Raw genomic sequence first — 22,968 nt, forward strand, 5'->3', positions numbered from 1 at the left:
CAACTGTCAACCTTTTTCGGCAAGACATCTTAGCCTGGGTTGTGGACGATCGCTGACAAGACTTGCGCGCAAACTCTGAGTGTAATGGGTGAAATTTTATCAATTTTTTGATAAACTTGATGTTCGCGGCCCAAGAGTTGACTTCACAATAAGACAGGTTTCACCAGTTGTGAACCGCGCTGCTACATTGCACCTACCGACTGAGCGGGCAGGTGGCTTTTGTGTCTGCGGGCGCTGACGAAAGCAAATCAACAGCGCAGCAAGCAAAATAACGCTAAAGTTACTATCTACCTGATTCCGCTGCAAGGCTACCCTTCCGGACTCAGGAAAAAAACACACAAAAAGCCCGCGCGGCGCAGCTATCCCGTAGGGAATCGCCTGCAATGTATCTACTTGCAGGGCGGCGATGGCCCCAAGAATCACTGCTTTTTAACAGCAGGGTATTCTAGGAGACATCTCCGAAGCGATGCGAGCTAGATAATTTAAAATCTGCAAACAGGGTTTTAGTGCTAAGTACAGGCAGCATCGACGTAAATTTTTATCAAATCAGCTTCCAATGTGCTGTTTTAAAGTTTACTAGGCTCCCACCGCTCGGCAGCCTTCTCTCTCCGAGCTATAAAAACGCATCCACCACACAATCACGGAAATAACATTCAATCAACATGGGTAACACGATCGATCCAAACAGAAACGTGCATCAAACTGAGCGAGGAACTCCATTCGCCGGCCAAAGCTGGTTAGTGGAAGAAAGAGATGCCTGCGGTGTGGGGTTTATTGCCAACCAAAGCGGCGAAGCTACGCACTCGATTATTGAGAAAGCACTGCCAGCTTTAACTTGTCTAGAACATCGCGGCGGTTGCAGCGCCGACTCTGATTCCGGCGACGGTGCGGGTTTGATGACCGCGATTCCTTGGGAATTGCTGGATACTTGGTTTGCCGAACAGGGAATTGTGCCTCCGGCGCGGGAAAACTGCGGCGTGGGAATGCTGTTCCTGTCTCAAGATAAATTTCAAGCGACTATAGCGCGGCAGGTTGTTGAGCAAGTTCTGACCGATCGCGGGCTGAAACTTTTGGGATGGCGCAAAGTTCCCATTGTACCGTCGGTTTTGGGCGAGCAAGCGCTAGAAAATCAACCCCAAATCGAACAAGTAATTGTCAGTTCACCGCACTTAGCCGGAGACGAACTCGACAAACATCTATTTTTGGCGCGCCGCACGATCGGACACGCGCTGTCAAATCGCCCCAACTTCACCCGCCGAGACTTTTATACTTGCTCTTTCTCCTGCCGCACGATCGTCTATAAAGGCATGGTGCGATCGGCTGTACTGGCAGAATTTTACCCAGACCTGAAAAATCCCGCTTATAAAAGCTCCTTTGCCGTTTATCACCGGCGCTTCAGCACCAACACCATGCCCCGCTGGCACTTAGCCCAGCCCATGCGCTTGCTGGGACACAACGGCGAAATTAACACGCTGCTGGGCAATATTACCTGGATGAAAGCGCGACAAGCCAATTTATCTCACCCGAATTGGAGTCAAGCTGATATCGACACGTTTAACCCAATTGTCAATCTCGAAAGCAGCGATTCGGCAAACTTGGACAACGTGATGGAATTGTTGGTACACTCCGGCCGCACCCCCCTAGAATCCCTGACAATTCTGGTGCCCGAAGCCTACAAAAATCAGCCGGATTTGGCGCCCTACCCAGAAATTGTCGATTTTTACGAGTATTACAGCGGCATTCAAGAACCTTGGGACGGCCCCGCACTGCTGGTGTTCAGCGACGGCAAACAAGTAGGTGCTACGCTCGATCGCAACGGTTTGCGGCCGGCCCGCTACTGCATTACTAAAGACGGTTTGGTAATTGTGGCCTCCGAAGCCGGAGTTGTCGATATTCCCGAAGCAGATATTGTCGAAAAAGGCCGTTTGGGGCCAGGACAAATGATTGCAGTTGACCTGCAAACCAAGGAAATTCTCAAAAATTGGCAACTCAAACAGCGAATTGCTAAGCGGCACCCCTACGGCGAATGGCTGAAACAAAACCGCGAAATCTTGCAGCCGCAGCCTTTTGCCGAAACAGCAACCCTCGACTCGCAAACCCTGTTAGCAACCCAAACTGCTTTTGGCTACACAGCAGAAGATTTGGACATGGTGATCGTCGAGATGGCGAGTTCTGGGAAAGAACCGACTTTCTGCATGGGCGACGACGTTCCCTTGGCTGTGTTGTCAGAAAAGCCTCAGTTGCTGTACAACTATTTCAAACAGCGGTTCGCTCAAGTGACAAATCCGCCGATCGACCCCCTGCGCGAGGGGATGGTGATGTCGCTGACGATGAATATGGGTCTGCGGGGCAATTTACTGCAAGCAGTGCCGGAAAATGCCAAGCTGCTAAAAATTGATTCCCCCGTACTCAACGACGCTGAACTGTCTTTCTTGAAAGAGCAAAAGTCTTTCACCGCAACCGAATTGTCAACGCTTTACAAAATTGCTGCCGGGCCTGGAGGTCTGAAAAGCGCAGTCGAGCAACTTTGTCAAGAGGCGGCTCAAGCGGTGCGCGAGGGTTCGAGAATTCTGATTTTGAGCGATCGAGTATCAAAGGAAGAAGGAAGAAGGAAGAAGGAAGAAGGAAGAGGGGAGAAGGCAGAGGGAGATTTATCTTGTGGTGGATTGAGTGCAGAATTCACTTATATTCCGCCATTCCTGGCAGTTGGCGCGGTTCACCACCACTTAATTAGCGTCGGCCTGCGGATGCAAACTTCCCTAGTTGTGGATACCGCCCAATGTTGGAGCACTCACCACTTCGCTTGTTTGATCGGTTACGGTGCGATCGCGATTTGTCCTTACCTGGCCTTGGAAAGCGTGCGCGCCTGGTGGTCTGACACCAAGACTCAAAACTTGATGCAGCACGGCAAAGTTCCCAATATTACCGTGACACAGGCTCAAGCTAGATACCGCACAGCGGTGGAAAACGGCTTGCTGAAGATTATGTCAAAAATGGGAATTTCGCTGCTGGCTAGCTATCAGGGGGCGCAAATCTTTGAGGCGATCGGCATTGGCGGTGATTTGCTCGATTTGGGTTTCAAAGGCACTGTTTCCCGCATCGGCGGTTTGACTGTGGCGGAACTGGCTAACGAGGTAATGTCTTTCCACAGTCAGGCTTTCCCAGAATTGCACCTCAAAAAGCTGGAAAATTACGGCTTTGTGCAGTACCGGCGGGGCGGCGAATATCACATGAACAGCCCGGAAATGGCCAAGGCTTTGCACAAGGCTGTGACTACTTTTAACGAAGGAAGAAGGAAGAAGGAAGAAGGAAGAAGGGAAGAGGAAGAAGGAAGCAACGGTAACGGTAATTCAGTCCTTGGCGGGATCGGGGACGATCGCACTGAGGCAAAAACGGCTTACGATCACTACGAGGTTTACAAGCAACAGCTTGAAAATCGCCCGGTAACGGCTTTGCGGGATTTGCTGGATTTCCAGAGCGATCGTCCTCCCATTCCCATTGAAGACGTAGAATCTGTAGCAGATATTGTCAAGCGGTTCGCCACGGGCGGAATGTCCCTCGGCGCTTTGTCCCCAGAAGCCCACGAAACCCTAGCGATCGCGATGAACCGCATCGGCGGCAAATCCAACTCCGGCGAGGGCGGCGAAGATCCGGTGCGCTACAAAGTGCTAAACGATGTGAGCGCGGCCGGTTTCTCACAAACGCTACCTCACTTGAAAGGTTTGCAGAACGGCGATACAGCTTCTTCATCCATCAAACAAGTAGCTTCGGGACGCTTCGGGGTGACTCCTGAGTACCTGATGAACGCCGAACAAATCGAAATTAAAATCGCACAAGGTGCGAAACCGGGTGAAGGCGGTCAATTGCCGGGGGCGAAAGTGAGCGAGTACATTGCTTATTTGCGCCGATCGAAACCGGGTGTAACTCTAATTTCGCCGCCTCCTCACCACGATATTTATTCGATCGAGGATTTGGCGCAGTTGATTTTTGACTTGCACCAAATCAATCCGAAAGCAGGAGTTTCGGTGAAGTTGGTGTCGGAAGTCGGCATCGGAACTGTAGCTGCAGGTGTCGCCAAGGCAAATGCTGATGTGATTCAAATTTCCGGCCACGACGGCGGCACCGGTGCGTCTCCTTTGAGTTCGATTAAGCACGCAGGTTCTCCGTGGGAACTCGGATTGACAGAAGTTCACCGGGTGCTGATGGAAAATAAATTGCGCGATCGAGTTTTGCTGCGCGTTGACGGTGGCTTTAAGAGCGGCTGGGACGTGATTGTAGGCGCTTTGATGGGCGGCGAAGAGTACGGTTTCGGCACGGTGGCAATGATTGCAGAAGGCTGCATTATGGCTCGCGTTTGCCACATGAATAGTTGTCCGGTGGGCGTGACAACTCAACAAGAACACTTGCGGAAACGGTTCCCCGGAACGCCGGAACACGTTGTTAATTTCTTCTATTTCGTAGCACAAGAAGTGCGGAGTTTGCTGGCGAAATTGGGTTATAAGTCGATCGCAGATATCATCGGCCGCGCGGATTTGTTGAAAATGCGCGATGGGGTGAAACTAACTAAAACTCAAGCGATTAATTTGGATTGTTTGACTAAGTTACCGGATACTAAGAGCGATCGATCTTTCTTGATCCACGGCGACGTACACACCAACGGGCCAGTGTTAGATGATGATTTGCTCGCGGATGCTGAGATTCAAAGTGCGATCGCCAATCACGGCACTGTTAGCAAGAGTGTAAAATTGGTGAATACCGATCGCACTGTAGGCGCAAGAATCAGTGGTGCGATCGCACAGCAACACGGCAACACCGGTTTTAGCGGTCAAATCACCCTCAACTGCACTGGTAGCGCGGGCCAAAGCTTCGGCGCGTTCAATTTGCCGGGGATGACGCTGGTACTGTCAGGCCAAGCCAATGACTACGTTGGTAAAGGGATGCACGGTGGCGAAATCGCGATCGCACCCCCGGCTGGTGCGACTTACGATGCTTCCGAAAATGCGATCGTCGGTAACACTTGTTTGTATGGTGCGACGGGGGGAACTCTGTTGGCTGCGGGTAAAGCTGGCGAACGGTTTGCGGTGCGAAACTCGATGGCGAAAGCAGTCATTGAAGGTGCGGGCGATCACTGCTGCGAGTACATGACTGGCGGCGCGATCGTCGTGTTAGGAAAAGTCGGCCGCAACGTCGGTGCTGGAATGACTGGCGGCTTGGCTTATTTCCTCGATGAAGATGGCAGTTTCCCGGCTCACGTCAACGGGGAGATTGTGAAGATGCAGCGGGTTTGTACGGCCGCTGGGGAGGCGCAATTGAAGGAGTTGATTGAGGCTCAGCGCGATCGAACTGGTAGCAAGAAAGCTGAGAAGATTTTAGCAAATTGGTCGGAATATTTGCCTAAGTTCTGGCAAGTTGTGCCGCCGAGTGAAGCGAATTCGCCGGAGGCTTCCGAACAAAAGATTGCTGTGGAAGTGTAATTTTCCAGTTGATTAAATAGATGAGGGGCGACGCGAGTTGCCCCTTTTTTTCATTTACCAGACTTATACCATTTCTCTAAAATCGTGCAACACTCTTCGACCCCCCCTAGCCCCCCCTTGCTAAGGGGGGGAACAAGAATACTGTTGCATTCTTTTTTAAAATTGGTATTAGCAACGGGGGTAAAAAAAGCCAAGCAAGCAACGAAAAACCCTCTTGCTCCCCCCCTTAGCAAGGGGGGGCTGGGGGGGGTAAGAAAAGCCAAGCAACAACGAAAAACCCTCTTGCTCCCCCCCTTAGCAAGCTACCGTGTACACACAAGTTGATTCTGAGCTAGTTTCCATCCCAAAAAGATGGATTCAAACTGTCGGAGTCCATGAACAAGCGTAGGCATTCCGGGAGGTCTCTGAGAACTATAACCAGACCAACCCCCAAGTCGAGCGATTAACCAAGTAGCCCAAGGCAAGGAGGCGGGAGGATAGGGGTTTTGTAATTTTTTTGTGCGACCTTGAAGAGAGGGTGCAATCACTTCCAAGCATTGCTGTTGCTGATCAGAGAAGGTAACAGAAGCTGGTAAGTCCTTGTTCTCGCGTCCTTCGACCATTTGTAGCGTTCTCACGGCAACGCCTAAAGCCAAAACAGTGAGTCGTTGAATGGCTTCCACGGACTCTAATTGGGTAGCTTCAAGATTTAATCCAGCTTTTTTTAGCGTGGCAAAAAGTTGTTCAATGCGCCATCGCCATCGATACCATTCAATAACTTGTAATGCTTGCTCTACGCCAACTACCCTGTGGGTTGTGAGTAATCGCCAGTGAATTGCTTCCTCTCCCGGCGGGGGATTAACTTCTATTGCTTCAACTGCATAAAGAGTGATACTAGGCGGATAATCTTGTGCCTTCAATTTATCAGGACGCTGGATCTGCACAAGGGCACAGCGGATAATTAGCAATGCTTCTCTTGCCGTCCGACCAATGCGTGGATCGGCAGGGACATCAATTTTATAAGTTCCCTGACATGGCTGTTCTCTTAAGTAGGTATAAAGCGATTGAGATTGTCCTAACAACCGACGGTCTTGACAAACTCGCACCAATACATGATTATATGGGTCGGGAACCGTCGCCCATTCCTCATATAAGTCACTTTCGCGATCGCCGATGTGAGTGATCATCCTGGCGCCACCGTTACTTAAACACCGTTGGCTGCGCTCGGCAGATGCTAGCCATTTATAGGATTCTTTCTGCTCTATCGGTAGATGTTGATACTTCCGTTCATGCTTATCCTGATGAGCTAAGTCTCGACTCCACAGTTGCACCGTGCTTAACCCTAATGGAAAGCCGTTTTCAGCATCCAAAACTAATGTAGGATGTATATAAAAACCGACATCTGTATTGTTGCCGACCACCCCTAATTTATCGGGTTTTAGTCGGCCTGCATGAGACTGCAAGTTTATTTCACTGCTATCACTTATAGCTAATACATGCCGTTTTTCTACTTGCTGTTGGCAATGTTCCGATAGGCTCCGCACTAATTCTGATACTGTCACGTTTTCATTCTCCAGAAAGCGATAGTATCCTACTTGTTCAGCTCTAGTTCGGCTGATTTGACGAATGTTTACCGATTGATGTTGGCCCATTGCTGCATACAATGCCGCCCCCTTTTTACCAGCCTTGGGTCTCCAAAGGCGGTTCCTTCGATTTGTTGGGCGTGAATCAGTATGGGGTTGTCCACGGTTTATACCTCTCTCAAAACATGAGTCTAGTTTACTTTGACTTGTGTGTACACGGTAGCCTTAGCAAGGGGGGGCTGGGGGGGGTAAGAAAAGCCAAGCAACAACGAAAAACCCTCTTGCTCCCCCCCTTAGCAAGGGGGGGCTGGGGGGGGTAAGAAAAGCCAAGCAAGCAACGAAAAACCCTCTTGCTCCCCCCCTTAGCAAGGGGGGGTTGGGGGGGGTAAGAAAAGCCAAGCAAGCAACGAAAAAACCCAAATAAAAAAATGACAAAACTTTACAACAAAACCTCAGAAAAACTCAAGCGACAGCGGCTTCGCAGAGAAATGACAAAAGCTGAAAAACGTCTCTGGGACAAAATCAAAAACAGACAGCTTGAGAATTGTAAATTTCGCAGACAGTACAGCGTAGCAGAATTTGTGTTCGATTTCTACTCACCGGAAATCAAGTTAGCACTAGAAGTTGACGGTGATAGTCATTTTCAAGAAGGTGCTGTAGAATATGATGCGGAAAGGCAAGAATTTATTGAATCAGCAAGAATTAATTTTTTGAGGTTTACAAATGATAATGTTTATCATAATTTGGATGGGGTTGTAGATGTGATTGTAGATGGGATTAAATCGCTGAGAACATTAGGTGTTTTACCCCCCCCAGCCCCCCCTTGCTAAGGGGGGAGCAAGATGGGATAACAGGGGATTAAATAAATCGCTGAGAGCATTAGGTGTTTTACCCCCTTGCTAAGGGGAAGAGCAAGAGGGTTTTTTCGTTGTTGCTTGGCTTTTTTACCCCCCCCAGCCCCCCCTTGCTAAGGGGGGGAGCAAGATGGGATAACAGGGGATTAAATCGCTGAGAGCATTAGGTGTTTTACCCCCCTTAGCAAGGGGGGAGCAAGATGGGATAACAGGGGATTAAAAATCACCTCAAAGGTCAAGAATTAACCTTTAAATCCCGCACAAATTGCATAATTTGTCGGCAAAAATTGTTATCCCAACATTCCAGACGAAGACAAACACGGCTCTAATATTATATCAAATATGTCGGGCGATCGGCATTCGCGGAGGTGCTGTTTTCCACATCAAATCTATTTCTTCCGGTGTCAATCCGTAAGCTTGATTAACTAAATCGGATAAACGGTGTTCGAGTCTCAACGCCTCAGCTTTGCGAGATTGAATGGCCGGTGCATATTCATTATAAGTTTCGCGGACTGCTTTTAGTCCAGCAACGCCGAGAGGATCGGAGGATTTAGTTTTCGGCATTCGCTTTCTGATTTCTGCTACGAACTCTGCAAAGGAAAGGGCAGAAAAATCTTCGAGTTTTTGTCCGAGTTTATCAATTAAATAAGTGATTTCCAGCCATTCCAAGACATCTCGGTGAGTTTCTTGATTAGTTTTGGCGATTTCAATTAAACGGCTGACAATTAATTCGACTTCGGCACGAATTGAGTCTGTTGGCGGTGCGATGGGTAAAGTTTCTACCTGTTCTCTAAACATTCGCAGTGTGTCATTGATTCCTTTTTGCAAAGTGTGGTGACAAATCCACCAAGTTATTGGCGAACACAGCCACCCAAGCATATAAAAATTTCCTGTTGGCCATAGATAGCAAGTATTCACTGGGTATATCTCTTGATCGACGAAGCAAAACCAAGAATAAGTAGCCAAATCTTGAGTGATAATTTTTGGTTCTTGAAAAACGTTATAGTAGGCACATGATCGCAGTTCCCACCAGTAACGCCCTTGGTCGGAACGCTTAGACAGTTTTTCTTGCATCGGCTTCATATACTTATATACCGATGGAAATGTTTGTGCAAATACTTCCTCTGCTTTATCGTTTGCTTTACTCCACGGCCATACACTATCGCTGCTAGACTTCAGCAAAATAATCCAAAGATTTGCCCACTCTGGACTCCAGCGTTTAATATCTTGACCTCGTAAATAAGGCTTGATAATTTCAGCCGATTTAGGGTCAGCTTGAACGAGACTATTTTTAGTAGCTTCATCAATCAAAAAAGCTTCGTTAAATCCTGTTTTTATGCCATATAAAGGCTTAACGCCTGCAAAATCTTTGAGCGCAACTCCCACTCGTTGAATTTTCTGCATCAAATCATCCACAGCAGGAGGTTCCAGACTCCAAGCAGTCGCAGTAAAACGCGATCGCGAAATTTGATAGCCGTGTTGTTGAACATATTGTGTAAGGTTAATATTAGCAAGTTCCTCGCGCGGAACCGGACAAACAATCACAGGCGAATTAGGTTCAGATTTACCTGGCTCAATCTCGCTTTCAGTTTCAGAGATACATAGAGAAGCGTTAGGTTTTCTAACTGCGACAATACAGGGAAAAGTATCAGCATCCTCAAAAATTGGCGCGTGTCCGAAATCAATAATTTGCTCTAGTAAACCTTGACTGGCAAAGAACTTGCGTAGAGGTTCGCCGTATCCCGACCTCAGCCATTTATTTGTGACAATATACGAAAGCACTCCCTTCGGTTTGAGAATGTTTAACCCGAGTTCATAAAAATAAGTATAAAGGTCTGCTACGCCGTTATATGATTCATAATTTGCTTGCAAGTATGGTTTAATTGGAGATAGCAACTCCTGCCGCACATAAGGCGGATTGCCAATCACAACATCAAAACCGCCATCAGCAAAAATCTGGGGAAATTCAGCTTTCCAATCAAACGCTGTATCTGCTACATTACTGTCAGCGACGATCGAGTTTCCCGCTTTAATGTTATCATCCAAATAAGTCAGCGTTTTACCAGGTTCCGCCGTCTTTAACCACAGAGAAAGTTTGGTAATTTCTGCCGATTCCGGCAGCAAATCTACGCCGTACAGGTTGTTGCTTAAAATGCTTCTGTCAAATTCCAGGGACTTGCCGTTTTTTGGCTTACATCCCAAAGCATTCAATTCGCGATCGACTCTTTCGTACTGCTGCATCAAATAATCAAAAGCCGCAATCAAAAAAGCACCCGAACCGCACGCCGGATCGATGACGCGCGTTTTTTGCAGCACCTCGTCTCGATACGCTTTCCAAAACTTAATTGCAGTTTTCGTTGGGGGCTGAACCGACTCTTCAGCAACTTCGTTAATTAGGAAGAAATCGCGCAATTCTTGCTCTCGCCGCTGCAAATAGCCGCCGAGAGAAACCTCGACAATATATTGAGTAATAAAAGCTGGCGTGTAAAACACACCTTGAGTTTTCCGCTTGCCTTTTTTCTGATTGTATTCCTGTCCGGTAGTTTCAGCATTTAATTCTTCCAAATCTGTAACAGACTGCTCGAAAATATGCCCCAAAATATCGACGGAAACTTCGGTATCAAAATCAAATCTCGTCAGCTTATTAAGCAGACTGCATAAGGGATTTGGCACAGTCAATTGTGCGTCTAAAACCGGATCGAATTTAAATAAACCGCCGTTGTATCCCGGTACAGGAGGGTCATCATTTCCCACATCAACCCAGCGAAATACAGATTTATAATTTTCCCAAATTAATCTAGGATTGTATTGGTCTTGGTGGTCGTGAGCGTTGCTGAGGGTGTTTCGCGGCAGCAGCCCTTTATCTTCACAAAAAGCAATGAATAAAACGCGGTCTAAAGTTTTTTGAGCTTTTTCGATGAGTACGCGATCGCGGTTGGGGATATCCTGCGGCCCAGTAAAGCGAAAATGCTTGACGAGAGCGAGTCGAATTGCTTTGTACTCTTGATATAATTTATTGGTAATTTCCTCTTGAGCTTCGTCAGAGTCTTTTAACAGTCTGTCAATAACAGAACCTGTTTGAGATTGGTTTTTAGGCAAAAAATTGCGGCGACACAGCAGAAAGTAAAACCGCTTAAAAGCTTCAATATCCGCCAAGTCAGCCAGAAAAAATTGTTCGTAATAAGCGGGAGTTTTATTGGTATGATAAAGTCGCAATTCTCGATAATTCGAGACAATAATCCAGCGACAATCTGGTGTATAATTAGCGTAGCGCCAACCTTGGTCAACTGCTGATTCCGATCGCCCGGATGCGGGACGGTCTAAATCATTTTTCGCTCCCTTGAGTTCGATCGGAGCAATCACTTTACCTTGCAGGGACACCGCTTTGCCTTTAGGATTGTCAGCAGCAGTAAAAAAGCCGATCGCCCCGTCAGCAGAACCGCCGCCATCAGATATCGTTTGTTCCGCGTTAATTTCCCAAGCTTTCCCCGCACCTTGAATTACCGAGCAATATCCCAAAACATCCTGAAAAATATCATTAATAAAACTACCGTGCAGCGCAACTTCTTTAACTTCGTCTAACGTACCCGTTTTAAGTGTAGCAATCCAGGTTCCCAATTTTTGGTGGCGCACTTCCATATCTTGCGGAAAGCTAAAAGCACGCAAAGCAGTGTTGAGTGTTTTGCTGTGAAAAAGGGCGCGAGTAGAGCGATTTGTCATCTTTTCAAGCAGGTTAATCAAGTTAATTTTACAGCATCCAAGTGCAACAGCGGCTCAGACCTTCTGCTATCAAATCAGTTATACTCAAAGGCCGAGCCTCTTCGTTGGCGTAGCCCCCGTAGGGGCGGGCTTCGCTAACGCACCCTACCCCCTCAAAAAAGTCCGCGAATCGCCCGCTTCGATCGCACAACCGCCCCCTAAAGCTGAGCTAGCTCTCATTAACTTTGCATATTGTAATTATCACCAAAAGCTATAATTTTTTCTCACTCGCTTTCCGCTGCTCCCTCCGGGTTTTACAGCAAAAGTTAAATACAGGTGAGCTTATCTGCACTTAACCAAAAGTTTTGTTACAATAGGTGAGCTGTTACAAATCGTAACTTATGCTGGTTCCTATTTTAATAATTGACGTTGCCCTCGTTGCCTGGTCTTTGCACTTGATGCAAGAGGCGATCGCGCAACGGGAATTTTCACTAATGCTAGCCGGCACCCTAGTTGCGGTCTCAGCCGCCGCTCTGCTAGTCGTCTACTTTCTCATGGGCTCTTGTTTGAGCCATTTAACCGAAATATCCCAACACACTTACTAAATGATAGTAGGCGATTGACCGTTGTCCAGAAGCGAGGAGAGTTTTGTGAAAAAAAGCCGAAAGCCTTGCCAGCCGAAGGCTCAAAACTAATTTCCCCAAAAAGCTTGACAAATATTGGTCAGTTAAGGCATGATTGAGAGCGCGAAAAGAAAGGGGAATTAGCTCAGTTGGTAGAGCACTACAATGGCATTGTAGGGGTCAGCGGTTCGAGCCCGCTATTCTCCATAAATCAAGATTAGGGATAAATTACTCGTGTACCCTTACTCGTAGGGAAACCGCACTGCCCTTTCCTCATCGCCGTGTACTTAGTCGTAGGGAAACAGCATTGCCGCGTCGTTAAATTCGATCGCGCTACACACCCTGAAAAGCAATTTTCCCGTAAAATCAAAACAGTCTACCCGCAACCAAAGCGCTACCTGTGGCAAAGTCAACTGAACCCAACAATCCAGAGAGTCCGAGCCAACTTGCCCGCACGCCTCTGTACGACCTATCATTAGAACTCAAAGCCCGGATGGTGCCCTTTTCCGGGTGGGAGATGGCGGTGCAGTACGCAGGCATCAGCAGCGAACACCAAGCAGTACGCCAGCAAGCAGGAATGTTCGACATTTCCCACATGGGGAAATTTTGTTTAAGAGGGAAACAATTAATAGAAAAATTTCAACCCTTAGTACCCTCAGACTTGAGCCGCTTGCAACCCGGTCAAGCTCAATATACAGTCTTGCTAAATGCCCAAGGCTGCATCTTAGACGACATTATTTTCTACTGCCAAGAACCCGATGCTATCACTAACGAAGAACGTGCAGTAATCATTGTCAACGCCGCCACTCGCCTCGCCGACAAAGCCTGGATAACCACGCACTTAGAATTGAGCGAACTATGTTTTACAGACATCTCCGAAGATAAAGTTTTAATTGCGATTCAAGGGCCAGAATCTCTCAAATATCTCCAGCCTTTTGTAGAAGACAACCTCGCACCAATTAAGGCTTTCGGCCACTTAGAAACAAATCTGTTGGGACAACCGAGTTTTATCGCGAGAACTGGTTACACTGGCGAAGATGGGTTTGAAATCATGGTGGATGCCGAAGTAGGAAAACAACTGTGGCAAAAATTGTTAGCTGCTGGCGTTGTACCCTGCGGTTTGGGTGCGAGAGATACCTTGCGTTTAGAAGCAGCAATGGCTCTTTACGGTCAAGATATCGACGACAATATCACGCCTTTAGAGGCTGGATTGGGTTGGGTTGTTCACCTCGACACCAAAGGCGATTTTATTGGGCGTGAGGTTTTGGAACAGCAAAAAGCGAGTGGAGTATCGAAGCGGTTGGTAGGGCTAGAAATGCAGGGGCGGCACATTGCGCGCCACGGCTATCCGGTAATATTTGAAGGCGAAACAGTAGGAGAAGTTACTAGCGGTACATTATCGCCTACTTTGAATCGGCCAGTAGCCCTCGCATTTGTTCCCGCAAAATTAGCGAAAATCGGTCAGCAATTAGAAATCGAAATTCGCGGGAAAAACTATCCGGCTAATGTGGTGAAAAAACCATTTTATCGATCGCCAAACCGACCAAATTAAATTAAGTAGTTGAGCATTAATGCAGGGGCGGGCTAGAAGCCCAACCCCTACTCCCCACAATAAAGTATAAGTGTATGTGTTGTTGTGGAACGGGCTTCTAGCCCGTTGCTCATAATTATGGTCAAGAAGACTCATCTACTAGCTTAGCAAATTTTCGCAAAGTTGCAGCATAGCGATCGCCCGCCACATCCATCAAATCATTATGACCGGCCCCATCAACCCAAAAATTCACTTTCGGCTCGTTGGCGGTGGCAAACAACTGCTCTCCATGCCAAAAATGCACCACCTCATCAGCCTTACCATGAATCACCAAAACAGGCGATCGAACTTTGCCAATCTTATCAATATTCACAAACTTGTCAAAGGGTAAAATCGGAATCCGCGTCAACACCCGAAAAGCCGAAACAAAGGAACTTTCAACCACCAAACCGCCGACTTTTTGCCGGGAAGCCAAATCAATTGCCGGCCCACCGCCCACAGAACGGCCGTAAAGAATAATTTGGTTTGCAGGTACTCCCAACTGTTGGGTTAAATAATTGTAAGCAGCATCAATATCACGATAAGTATTATACTCAGAAGGATTTCCCTGACTCGTGCCGTAACCTTGATAATCATAGGCAAACACAGCAAAACCGCTATCTCGAATCTCTTTGAGTAGCCACAAAATGCCGTCCAAGTCTTCCGCATTCCCGTGACTGTAAAGTATGGTATATTTAGCTTGCGGGTTAGGAAAATGAACAGTAGAAATTTTCACGCCATTAGCTGAGCTAACTTTGATAACTTCCCTGTTCTCACTCTGACTAGATGGGGGAGGTTGAAAAATTAGCCGTTCTGAAAAAAAGAAACCGTAAAAACACAGAAATGCGTAAATAAAAATTATAGAGCGCATAAGTCGTTTGACAGAAAATTCTCCGAAAAGCAAGCGTTTAATATTTTTCCTGTTCCACTTAGTCATTACTAAAGGCTCATAGTTGAATAAGATTTAACTAATACTTTTTTATTGCGAGAAAAGACATGGCAGAATACCCAGATGACTTGAAATACCTAGACAGCCACGAATACATCCGACTCGAAGGCGACATAGCCACGATCGGCATTACTACCTATGCACTTAACCAACTCGGCGATATCGTGTTTATAGATTTGCTAGAAGTCGGTGCCACGCTGGAAAAGGACCAAAGTTTCGGTACAGTCGAGTCAGTCAAAGCCGTTGAAACCTTATACGCACCCGTTACCGGTACAGTTGTAGAGCGCAACGATCAGATTGTAGAGTCTCCCGAAGATTTGGCCGACGACCCCTATGGCGCTGGGTGGCTGCTGAAAGTCCGCGTTGACAATCCCAGCGAACTCGATAACGCTTTATCGGCCGCGGCGTACAGCAAAATGGTGGAAGGCGAGTAGTTTTGAGTTGGGAGTTTTGAGTGGGAATTTGGCCGTAGGGCTCGTTGATTCCTCCACAATCCGCCAGGGGTTGAAACCCCTGGCTAATAGCACAAGTCGTCTAAAGACGACTGAAATACCAAATCCGGCTTAAATACCCCCTTTATCTCGTTTGTCCGGTACGGCAGACTTCGTTTGACTCTCGACAGCGGTTTCAACCACCGACCTTAATCTACAGTCGTCTTCAGACGACTTTAGCTATGAGACAGGGGTTGAAACCCCTGTCGGACTGTCGGACTGTCGGAGTTTGATAGACAGAGAAAATCTCCCCTTCTTCCTTTGCAAAATGTTACAAACAAAGAAGCAAAAGTCTATTCAGGAGAATCCGCCTTGGTACTCTACAGCCCTCAACTTGAACCCAACCAGCAGCAAAACCTTTCCCCTATAAATGGTTTTGCGGGCCGGCACATTGGCCCTAAGCCCAGCGAAATCCAGGAAATGCTCGATGTTTTGGGCCTTTCCAGCCTCGATGAGTTGATTGACAAAACGGTTCCAGCGGCGATTCGCATTTCTCAACCCTTACAACTTCCCGCAGCGCAAAGCGAGTATAGCGCTTTGGCAGAATTGAAAGAAATTGCAACAAAAAATCAGGTATTTCGATCGTACATCGGCACAGGATATCACGACTGCATAACTCCCCCCGTCATCCAGCGGAATATCCTAGAAAATCCGGGCTGGTATACAGCTTACACTCCCTACCAAGCCGAAATTGCTCAAGGGCGATTGGAAGCTTTACTGAACTTCCAAACCATGATAATTGACCTCACGGGTTTGGAAATTGCCAACGCTTCCTTGCTGGATGAAGGGACTGCGGCGGCGGAAGCGATGGCGGTGAGTTACGGCGCCAGCAAAAATAAGGCAAAAGCGTTTTTTGTTTCCCAAGATTGCCACCCTCAAACTGTGGAAGTTGTGCAAACTCGCGCTAAGCCGTTGGGAATTGAGGTAATTGTCGGCGACCATCAAAGCTTTGAGTTCGATCGTACAATCTTCGGCGCTCTCCTGCAATACCCCGCCACAGACGGCGCAATTTACGACTATAGCGATTTTATTCGATCGGCACACGAAGTCGGCGCATTAGTCACAGTCGCCGCCGATATTTTGAGCCTGTGCTTGCTCACACCCCCCGGCGAATTCGGCGCGGATATAGCCGTAGGAAGCACTCAGCGCTTCGGAGTGCCGATGGGATTCGGAGGGCCCCACGCAGCCTATTTCGCCACCCGAGAAGAGTTTAAACGGCAAGTTCCCGGGAGAATTGTCGGCGTTTCTAAAGATGCCAACGGCAAATCTGCTTTACGTTTGGCCTTGCAAACTCGCGAACAGCACATCCGCCGCGAAAAAGCAACTAGCAATATTTGTACTGCTCAAGTTTTGCTGGCAGTGATGGCGAGTATGTATGCTGTTTATCACGGCCCGTCTGGACTGAAAGACATTGCTGAGAAAGTATGGAGTTTAACAGCACTTTTGGCATCCGGTTTAAGAAGTTTCGGATACAAAATTGGTTCTCAACCTTTCTTCGATACTTTGCGGGTAGAATTGGGAGACAAACCCCTGTCAGAACTTCTAGAAGCTGTTAAAGTTCGCAAAATTAATCTCCGAGTTTTCGATGATTCGACAGTGGGAATCACTTTAGATGAAACTGTCAGCGTTGAAGATGTGCAAGAGTTGTGGGAAATTTTTGCACAGAATAAAGATTATATCAGGGCAGACGGGCAGAATGCTCTCAACATTCCGCTGGATGCCGACGCATTGAATTCCTATTTGACGTTACCCGATTTTTGCGATCGTACCAGCAGCTATCTCGGCCATCCAGTTTTCAACAGCTACCATTCGGAAACTGAACTTTTGCGCTATTTGCACCGTTTAGAAGCCAAGGATTTATCGCTAAATACATCGATGATTCCCTTGGGTTCTTGCACCATGAAATTGAATGCCACAGCAGAGATGATGCCGGTGACTTGGGCAGAATTTGGCAAGATACATCCCTTTGCACCCCGCGATCAAACTCGCGGCTATCAAAAGATGTTCGTGCAACTAGAACAGTGGCTGGCAGAAATCACCGGTTTTGCGGGAATTTCTTTGCAGCCAAACGCCGGTTCCCAAGGCGAATACGCGGGTTTGTTAGTTATTCGCCAATACCACGAACACCGAGGCGAATCTCACCGAAATATCTGTTTGATTCCCCAGTCAGCCCACGGTACAAATCCGGCTAGCGCGGTGATGGCGGGGATGAAAGTAGTTGCTGTCGAGTGCGATTCCCAGGGCAATATTGATGTCGCAGATTTACATAAAAAAGCCGAGAAGCACAAAAATGAACTGGCGGCGTTGATGGTGACATATCCATCTACGCACGGCGTTTTTGAGGAAGAAATTAAAGAGATTTGCGAGATTGTCCACAACTGCGGCGGACAAGTTTATATGGACGGCGCAAATATGAATGCTCAAGTTGGTTTGTGCCGCCCCGGTGATTTTGGTGCTGATGTTTGTCACTTGAATTTGCACAAAACTTTCTGTATTCCCCACGGCGGCGGCGGGCCGGGAATGGGGCCGATTGGGGTAATGTCTCATTTGGTAGAATTTTTGCCCAGTCATTCTATTCTTAACAGTCAACAGTCAACAGTTAACAGTCAACAGTCAACAGTTAACAGTCAACAAATATCAGTTGGTGCTGTTTCCGCAGCGCCTTGGGGAAGTGCTAGCATTTTGACGATTTCTTGGATGTACATTCGGATGATGGGAGGATGGGGTTTAACTGAGGCAACAAAAGTAGCAATTCTTAATGCTAATTACATGGCAAAACGGTTACAATCTTATTATCCCGTTTTGTACAAAGGGAAAGCTGGCTTGGTGGCGCACGAGTGTATTCTGGATTTGCGATCGCTCAAAAAATCTGCGGCTATTGAAGTGGAAGATATCGCTAAACGGTTGATGGATTACGGCTATCACGCGCCGACGGTTTCTTGGCCGGTTGCTGGTACGGTAATGGTGGAACCGACGGAAAGCGAATCGAAGCAGGAATTAGACCGTTTTTGCGATGCGATGATTGCGATTCGAGGCGAAATTGCGGAGATTGAAAAAGGTAATGTTGACGCGCACAATAATGTCTTGAAAAATGCGCCGCACACCGCAGAATCTCTGATGGTTGATGAGTGGAACCGTCCTTATACTCGCGCGCAAGCGGCTTATCCGGCCCCTTGGACTCGCGAACATAAGTTTTGGCCGGCGGTGGGCAGGATAGATAATGCGTTTGGCGATCGCAATTTTGTCTGTTCTTGTTTACCAATGGAGGCTTATAGTCAAGGTTAAATAAGTCTCTCCGGGTGGCAATGGGCACCTTACGCATATACTCTTGTGGGGTGCTTCTAGCCCGCCCAAAAAATAAAGTTTAAATGTATAACAGCTTATCAAACTAGATAAACGCGGCGAAAACAATGTAATACAAAAATCCAAACATCCCAGGAAAAATAAAAAATGAATAGACGATTTTTGTGGTTGGCTCCCGAAAATAAATCGCGTTGGATTATCCTATTATTGTTAGGTTGGTTGGCTGCTTTGGGGGTAGTGGCAACAACAGCTTACCTTAAAATGGCGATCGCCCAAACAGCCAATCCCACCTTATCTGTAGACGTTACAGCAGATCGACATCCCATCAGTCCCGACATCTATGGTATGAATGATTATGCGATCGATCCCACACTCGCCCAAGAGTTGCGAATTCCAGTGGAACGCTGGGGGGCTAATCACACCAGCCGCTACAACTGGTTAGTCGATTCTTCCAACAACGGCGATGACTTCTTTTTCGTGGGTGGCGGCGACAATAAAAATCCTGTTCCCGGCGATTCTATAGATAAAATTGTCCAAACCAACCGCCAAAACGGCAGCAAAAGCATCGTTACAATTCCAATGATTGGCTATGTAAATAAATTTAGCACTTGGAACTGCGGCTTTAGAGTAGCCAAATACGGCCCGCAAGAAAAAACAAACCCCTACATTTTTCCAGAAGGCGATAAGTGCGGCAATGGTAAGCGTCCCGACGGCACTTTGATAACTGATAACAATCGCCTTGATGTCAGTATTACTAGCAATCCAGAATTTCAAAAACCTTGGGTTGAACACTTAGTTAAAACTCACGGTACTGCTGCTAACGGCGGCGTGCAAATTTACCAAATGGACAACGAACCAAGCGGCTGGGGAAATACTCACCGCGATGTTCATCCAGAAGCGACGAGTTACGAGGAATTGCGCGATCGCACTTATCAATATGCCTCAATGGTAAAAGCTACAGATCCCACTGCTAAGGTACTCGGCCCGTCGGATTTTGCCTGGCCTGTATATGTGGATTCTCTCGTAAAAGGCGATCGCGAAAAACACGGCGGTGTCTGGTTTGCGCGGTGGTACTTGCAGCAAATGCGCGCTTACGAACAGCAAAAAGGTGTTCGGATTCTCGATTATTTTGACGAACACTACTATCCTGCGGCGGACGATACCTGTTTGGCCAATTGTCCCGCCGGCGATGCCAACACCCAAGCGCTGCGGCTGCGATCGACTCGTTCTCTCTGGGATGCTACCTATACTGATGAAAGTTGGATTGGTAAATACAATCCGCCACTAACAATTATCCCTCGGTTTCGAGAGTGGGTAAAACAGGATTATCCAGGTACAAAGGTTGCAATTACTGAATACAATTGGGGCGGTTTGGAGTCAATGAATGGGGCGTTAACTCAAGCCGATGTACTGGGGATTTTTGGGCGGGAACAACTGGATTTAGCCACGCTTTGGGGGCCTCCAAAGTCCTCGGAACCGGGTGCTTATGCCTTCCGAATGTACATGAATTACGACGGAAAAGGCGGTAAGTATGGGGATACATGGGTGCGTTCGGATAGCACAGATCGGGGACTTTTGTCAATCTACGCAGCCGATCGCAGCAGTGATGGTACTCTGACGCTGGTAATTATTAATAAAACTAGCCAAAATTTGACCAGCAACTTGAGTTTGAAAGGATTTAAACCGGCGGATAAAGCTCAAGTTTACACTTACAGCGAAGCGAATTTGCAGGCGATCGTCCGTCAGAGCGATTTAGGTGTCAGTGATACTGGATTCCAGGCAACTTACCCAGCTAATTCTATGACTTTGGTGGCTATTCCCAAGGCTAATTCTTAGGGGGACTTAACTTAACAGACGGGAATTCCGCGCCAGAACCGAAATAATTAAACCGCAGAGGACGCTCTTGACACTGAGGAAGAGAAGAGAGAGATGAATAATTCTGACATTTTAATCTGAAATTAGACCTGAAGCGTTCATGCGATCGTCCTCAGCATTTGAGTGTGTTAGTGGACAAATACAACTCTCCTGTCCCAGCCACTGCGATCCTACTTGATGCAGGGCTGCCATCACTGGTTGAATTTGGCGACCCTTGGGCGTGAGGGAATATTCTACACGGGGCGGAATCTCGGCATAAACACGCCGATCGACTAACCCTTGAGATTCCAACTCTCGTAGGCGTTGGGTGAGGGTTTTGGTGCTGATGCCAGGAAGTGCCGCGAGTAATTCGTGGGGACGCCTCGCGCCTCCAAACAGTTCGCGTAGAACCAAAATTGACCATTTATTGTCCAACAAATCTAGCACAAATTGAATCGGACATTTAACCTCTACGCACTGACTTGCTTCCACCATAAACTCCCTTCACAGTTGCCTTCACAATAATTTCCATATTTCTTTAGAAATGGCTCAAGCGTCCTATTGGCTTCAATGCTTTACCTCAAGTAACTATAGGATACCACTGGTAACTGACTTGTGGGCGATCGCGGATTAAGGCAATGTGGTGCACAGTCATCAATTCCGAACAATCCACTCTCCACTCCTATGGTCAGTTCAATTAGTAAATCGGAGTCTGCTGGTTTGCCATCCGGCATTAAAGCACCTGTTCAAGAAACCCTGTTAACACCCCGCTTTTACACCACCAATTTTGATGCCGTTGCCGAAATGGATCTGTCCGGGCAACAAGCGGAATTAGAAGCAGTTGTAGCAGAATTGCGCGCGGATTATAACCGCCACCATTTTGTCCGCAATCAGGAGTTTGAGCAATCCTGGGACAACATTGATGGCGAAACGCGAAAGGCATTTATTGACTTTCTAGAGCGCTCCTGTACCTCAGAATTTTCGGGTTTTCTGTTGTTCAAAGAACTTTCCCGCAAACTTAAGAATCGCCAACCGTTGTTATCGGAAGCCTTTAGCTTACTGGCACGGGATGAAGCGCGTCATGCTGGTTTCTTGAATAAGGCGATGACGGATTTTGGGTTGTCTCTGGATCTGGGCTATTTAACAAAAAATCGTACCTACACATTCTTCCCTCCAGAATGGGTAATTTATACTGTTTATCTGTCGGAAAAGATTGGCTACTGGCGCTATATTTTGGTGTATCGCCATCTCGAACAACATCCAGAACATCAAATTTATCCCCTGTTTCGCTACTTCGAGAATTGGTGCCAAGACGAAAATCGGCATGGGGATTTCTTTAAGGCATTGTTGCGATCGCAGCCTAAGCTTTGGAATAGCTGGAAGGCAAGACTCTGGGCGCGCTTTTTCCTTCTGACGGTGTTTGCCACCCACACAATGACGGTGTTGGAACGCTCCACATTTTATGACTCGATCGGGATCGACCCCCAGGAATATAACAAGCAGGTGATTCATCACACCAATGAAACGGCAAAACGGGCGTTTCCCAGTATTTTAGATACCCACCATCCAGAATTCTTTCCCCGTTTGGATCGATGTGCGATCGCCAATCAGAAGCTAGCAGAAATCTCCAGTAACCAGCGCCCTGCCGCTATCAAATTTTGCCAAAAATTACCCTGGATTGCTGTGATTGTGTGGCAGTTGTTGCGCCTTTATTTACTGCCATCGATTAATGCTGAAACGTCCAGAACCGCGATTAATTAGGAGATAAGATCATGACTAATCTATCGACACGCCTCCGAGAAGGCACGATGCAATCCCACACCACAGCCGAAAATACGGCATTTATGAAATGCTTTCTCAAAGGCATTGTGGAACGGGAACCTTTGCGTAAACTATTTGCCGATTTGTACTTTGTTTACAGCGCCCTAGAAACGGCTTTGCAGAACCATGTCAACCACCCGATTATCGGGAGTCTCTATTTCCCTGAGTTAAATCGCGTTGAGAATCTGGCTGGCGATCTAGCTTTTTATTACGGTGAAAATTGGCGGAAGGAAATTACGGCTTCGCCAGCGGGTTCTGTGTATCGCGATCGCATTCAAACCCTCTCAAAAACCGATCCAGTCCTGCTGATTGCCCATGCCTACACCCGCTACATGGGTGATTTATCCGGCGGACAAAGCTTGAAAAAGGTGATTCGATCGGCGTTGTCTCTGCCGCCGGATCTAGGAACAAATTTCTATGAATTTTCCCAAATCTCGACACCAGAAGCAAGGCGAGTATTTAAGGAACGCTATCGCCAAACCTTTGATGAGTTTCCGGTGGATGCTGACACGATCGAGCGAATTGTCGCCGAAGCAAATACGGCATTTGCCCTCAACCGGGAGGTGATGCACGAACTCGAAGCCGATGTAAAAGCTGCGATCGGAGACCATACCTTTGATTTGCTGACTCGGCAAGATCGCCCCGGCAGCACAGAACGCCACTCTCATGGTGCCCAGCGAGAATCTGTGGCGAAATAGAGTGCCCAAGGAAAACAAGATCGATCGTATCTCTAAAATATGCCGGGGCTCTGAACTTACACAACAACAG

13 protein-coding genes and 1 tRNA gene are annotated in these 22,968 nt (G+C 47.4%); 10 read left to right on the forward strand and 4 right to left on the reverse strand.

Annotation, left to right across the window (positions count from 1 at the left end):
* The first annotated feature begins 662 nt into the window (after positions 1 to 662).
* The gene (locus QUA43_RS01490) at positions 663 to 5,474 is read left to right on the forward strand and encodes a glutamate synthase-related protein (protein ID WP_333370415.1); all 4,812 of its coding nucleotides are present in this window, start codon (positions 663 to 665) and stop codon (positions 5,472 to 5,474) included.
* A gap of 302 nt (positions 5,475 to 5,776) precedes the next feature.
* On the opposite strand, the gene QUA43_RS01495 is transcribed toward QUA43_RS01490, so the two are convergent.
* Positions 5,777 to 7,105: an IS4 family transposase gene (locus QUA43_RS01495; protein ID WP_333370416.1), complete on the reverse strand. Its 1,329-nt coding sequence runs from the start codon at positions 7,103 to 7,105 to the stop codon at positions 5,777 to 5,779.
* Between the two features lie 359 nt (positions 7,106 to 7,464).
* Between QUA43_RS01495 and QUA43_RS01500 the strand changes: the two genes are divergently transcribed.
* Positions 7,465 to 7,866 (forward strand): endonuclease domain-containing protein, encoded by a 402-nt coding sequence (locus QUA43_RS01500; protein ID WP_333370418.1) that lies wholly within the window; start codon positions 7,465 to 7,467, stop codon positions 7,864 to 7,866.
* Positions 7,867 to 8,226: 360 nt separating this feature from the next.
* On the opposite strand, the gene QUA43_RS01505 is transcribed toward QUA43_RS01500, so the two are convergent.
* On the reverse strand, positions 8,227 to 11,610 hold the full coding sequence (locus QUA43_RS01505) for an Eco57I restriction-modification methylase domain-containing protein (protein ID WP_333370420.1): 3,384 nt from the start codon (positions 11,608 to 11,610) through the stop codon (positions 8,227 to 8,229).
* A 380-nt stretch (positions 11,611 to 11,990) separates the two neighbouring features.
* Here QUA43_RS01505 and QUA43_RS01510 point away from each other — a divergent pair, with 380 nt between their 5' ends.
* From QUA43_RS01510 to gcvT, 3 genes are all read left to right on the forward strand, one after another.
* Complete coding sequence (locus QUA43_RS01510; protein ID WP_333085722.1) at positions 11,991 to 12,194, forward strand: hypothetical protein; 204 nt, start codon at positions 11,991 to 11,993, stop codon at positions 12,192 to 12,194.
* 152 nt (positions 12,195 to 12,346) lie between these two features.
* Positions 12,347 to 12,419, forward strand: a tRNA-Ala gene (locus QUA43_RS01515).
* A 193-nt stretch (positions 12,420 to 12,612) separates the two neighbouring features.
* Positions 12,613 to 13,764 (forward strand): glycine cleavage system aminomethyltransferase GcvT, encoded by a 1,152-nt coding sequence (gene gcvT, locus QUA43_RS01520; RefSeq protein WP_333370422.1) that lies wholly within the window; start codon positions 12,613 to 12,615, stop codon positions 13,762 to 13,764.
* Between the two features lie 121 nt (positions 13,765 to 13,885).
* Here the strand turns inward: gcvT and QUA43_RS01525 are convergent, their stop codons facing one another.
* Entirely contained in the window at positions 13,886 to 14,719 is an 834-nt protein-coding gene (locus tag QUA43_RS01525) for an alpha/beta hydrolase (RefSeq protein ID WP_333370424.1), read from the reverse strand.
* 59 nt (positions 14,720 to 14,778) lie between these two features.
* On the opposite strand from QUA43_RS01525, the gene gcvH reads away from it, so the two are divergent.
* The 3 genes from gcvH to QUA43_RS01540 all read left to right on the forward strand — a co-directional run bounded on the left by gcvH (position 14,779) and on the right by QUA43_RS01540 (position 20,361).
* Positions 14,779 to 15,165, forward strand: coding sequence for a glycine cleavage system protein GcvH (gene gcvH, locus QUA43_RS01530; RefSeq protein ID WP_333370426.1), 387 nt, complete (start codon positions 14,779 to 14,781; stop codon positions 15,163 to 15,165).
* Between the two features lie 423 nt (positions 15,166 to 15,588).
* Positions 15,589 to 18,507 carry an aminomethyl-transferring glycine dehydrogenase gene (gene gcvP, locus QUA43_RS01535; RefSeq protein ID WP_445301940.1) on the forward strand — a complete coding sequence of 973 codons (2,919 nt, stop codon included), beginning with the start codon at positions 15,589 to 15,591 and terminating at the stop codon, positions 18,505 to 18,507.
* A gap of 165 nt (positions 18,508 to 18,672) precedes the next feature.
* The gene (locus tag QUA43_RS01540) at positions 18,673 to 20,361 is read left to right on the forward strand and encodes a glycoside hydrolase family 44 protein (RefSeq protein ID WP_333370427.1); all 1,689 of its coding nucleotides are present in this window, start codon (positions 18,673 to 18,675) and stop codon (positions 20,359 to 20,361) included.
* A gap of 111 nt (positions 20,362 to 20,472) precedes the next feature.
* Here QUA43_RS01540 and QUA43_RS01545 read toward each other — a convergent pair whose 3' ends face one another.
* Complete coding sequence (locus QUA43_RS01545) at positions 20,473 to 20,874, reverse strand: helix-turn-helix domain-containing protein (RefSeq protein WP_333370429.1); 402 nt, start codon at positions 20,872 to 20,874, stop codon at positions 20,473 to 20,475.
* A 189-nt stretch (positions 20,875 to 21,063) separates the two neighbouring features.
* Here QUA43_RS01545 and acsF point away from each other — a divergent pair, with 189 nt between their 5' ends.
* Positions 21,064 to 22,140, forward strand: coding sequence for a magnesium-protoporphyrin IX monomethyl ester (oxidative) cyclase (acsF, locus tag QUA43_RS01550; RefSeq protein ID WP_333370431.1), 1,077 nt, complete (start codon positions 21,064 to 21,066; stop codon positions 22,138 to 22,140).
* A gap of 8 nt (positions 22,141 to 22,148) precedes the next feature.
* On the forward strand, positions 22,149 to 22,898 hold the full coding sequence (locus tag QUA43_RS01555; RefSeq protein WP_333370684.1) for a heme oxygenase (biliverdin-producing): 750 nt from the start codon (positions 22,149 to 22,151) through the stop codon (positions 22,896 to 22,898).
* Positions 22,899 to 22,968 lie beyond the last annotated feature (70 nt).

Source organism: Microcoleus sp. N9_B4 (assembly GCF_036701635.1).
Taxonomy (GTDB): domain Bacteria; phylum Cyanobacteriota; class Cyanobacteriia; order Cyanobacteriales; family Microcoleaceae; genus Microcoleus.

Coding starts and splice junctions, on each gene's coding strand:
- QUA43_RS01490 (WP_333370415.1), top strand. CDS start 663: ATGGGTAACACGATCGATCCAAACAGAAACGTGCATCAAACTGAGCGA.
- QUA43_RS01495 (WP_333370416.1), bottom strand. CDS start 7,105: ATGGGCCAACATCAATCGGTAAACATTCGTCAAATCAGCCGAACTAGA.
- QUA43_RS01500 (WP_333370418.1), top strand. CDS start 7,465: ATGACAAAACTTTACAACAAAACCTCAGAAAAACTCAAGCGACAGCGG.
- QUA43_RS01505 (WP_333370420.1), bottom strand. CDS start 11,610: ATGACAAATCGCTCTACTCGCGCCCTTTTTCACAGCAAAACACTCAAC.
- QUA43_RS01510 (WP_333085722.1), top strand. CDS start 11,991: ATGCTGGTTCCTATTTTAATAATTGACGTTGCCCTCGTTGCCTGGTCT.
- QUA43_RS01525 (WP_333370424.1), bottom strand. CDS start 14,719: ATGACTAAGTGGAACAGGAAAAATATTAAACGCTTGCTTTTCGGAGAA.
- gcvH (WP_333370426.1), top strand. CDS start 14,779: ATGGCAGAATACCCAGATGACTTGAAATACCTAGACAGCCACGAATAC.
- QUA43_RS01540 (WP_333370427.1), top strand. CDS start 18,673: ATGAATAGACGATTTTTGTGGTTGGCTCCCGAAAATAAATCGCGTTGG.
- QUA43_RS01545 (WP_333370429.1), bottom strand. CDS start 20,874: ATGGTGGAAGCAAGTCAGTGCGTAGAGGTTAAATGTCCGATTCAATTT.
- acsF (WP_333370431.1), top strand. CDS start 21,064: ATGGTCAGTTCAATTAGTAAATCGGAGTCTGCTGGTTTGCCATCCGGC.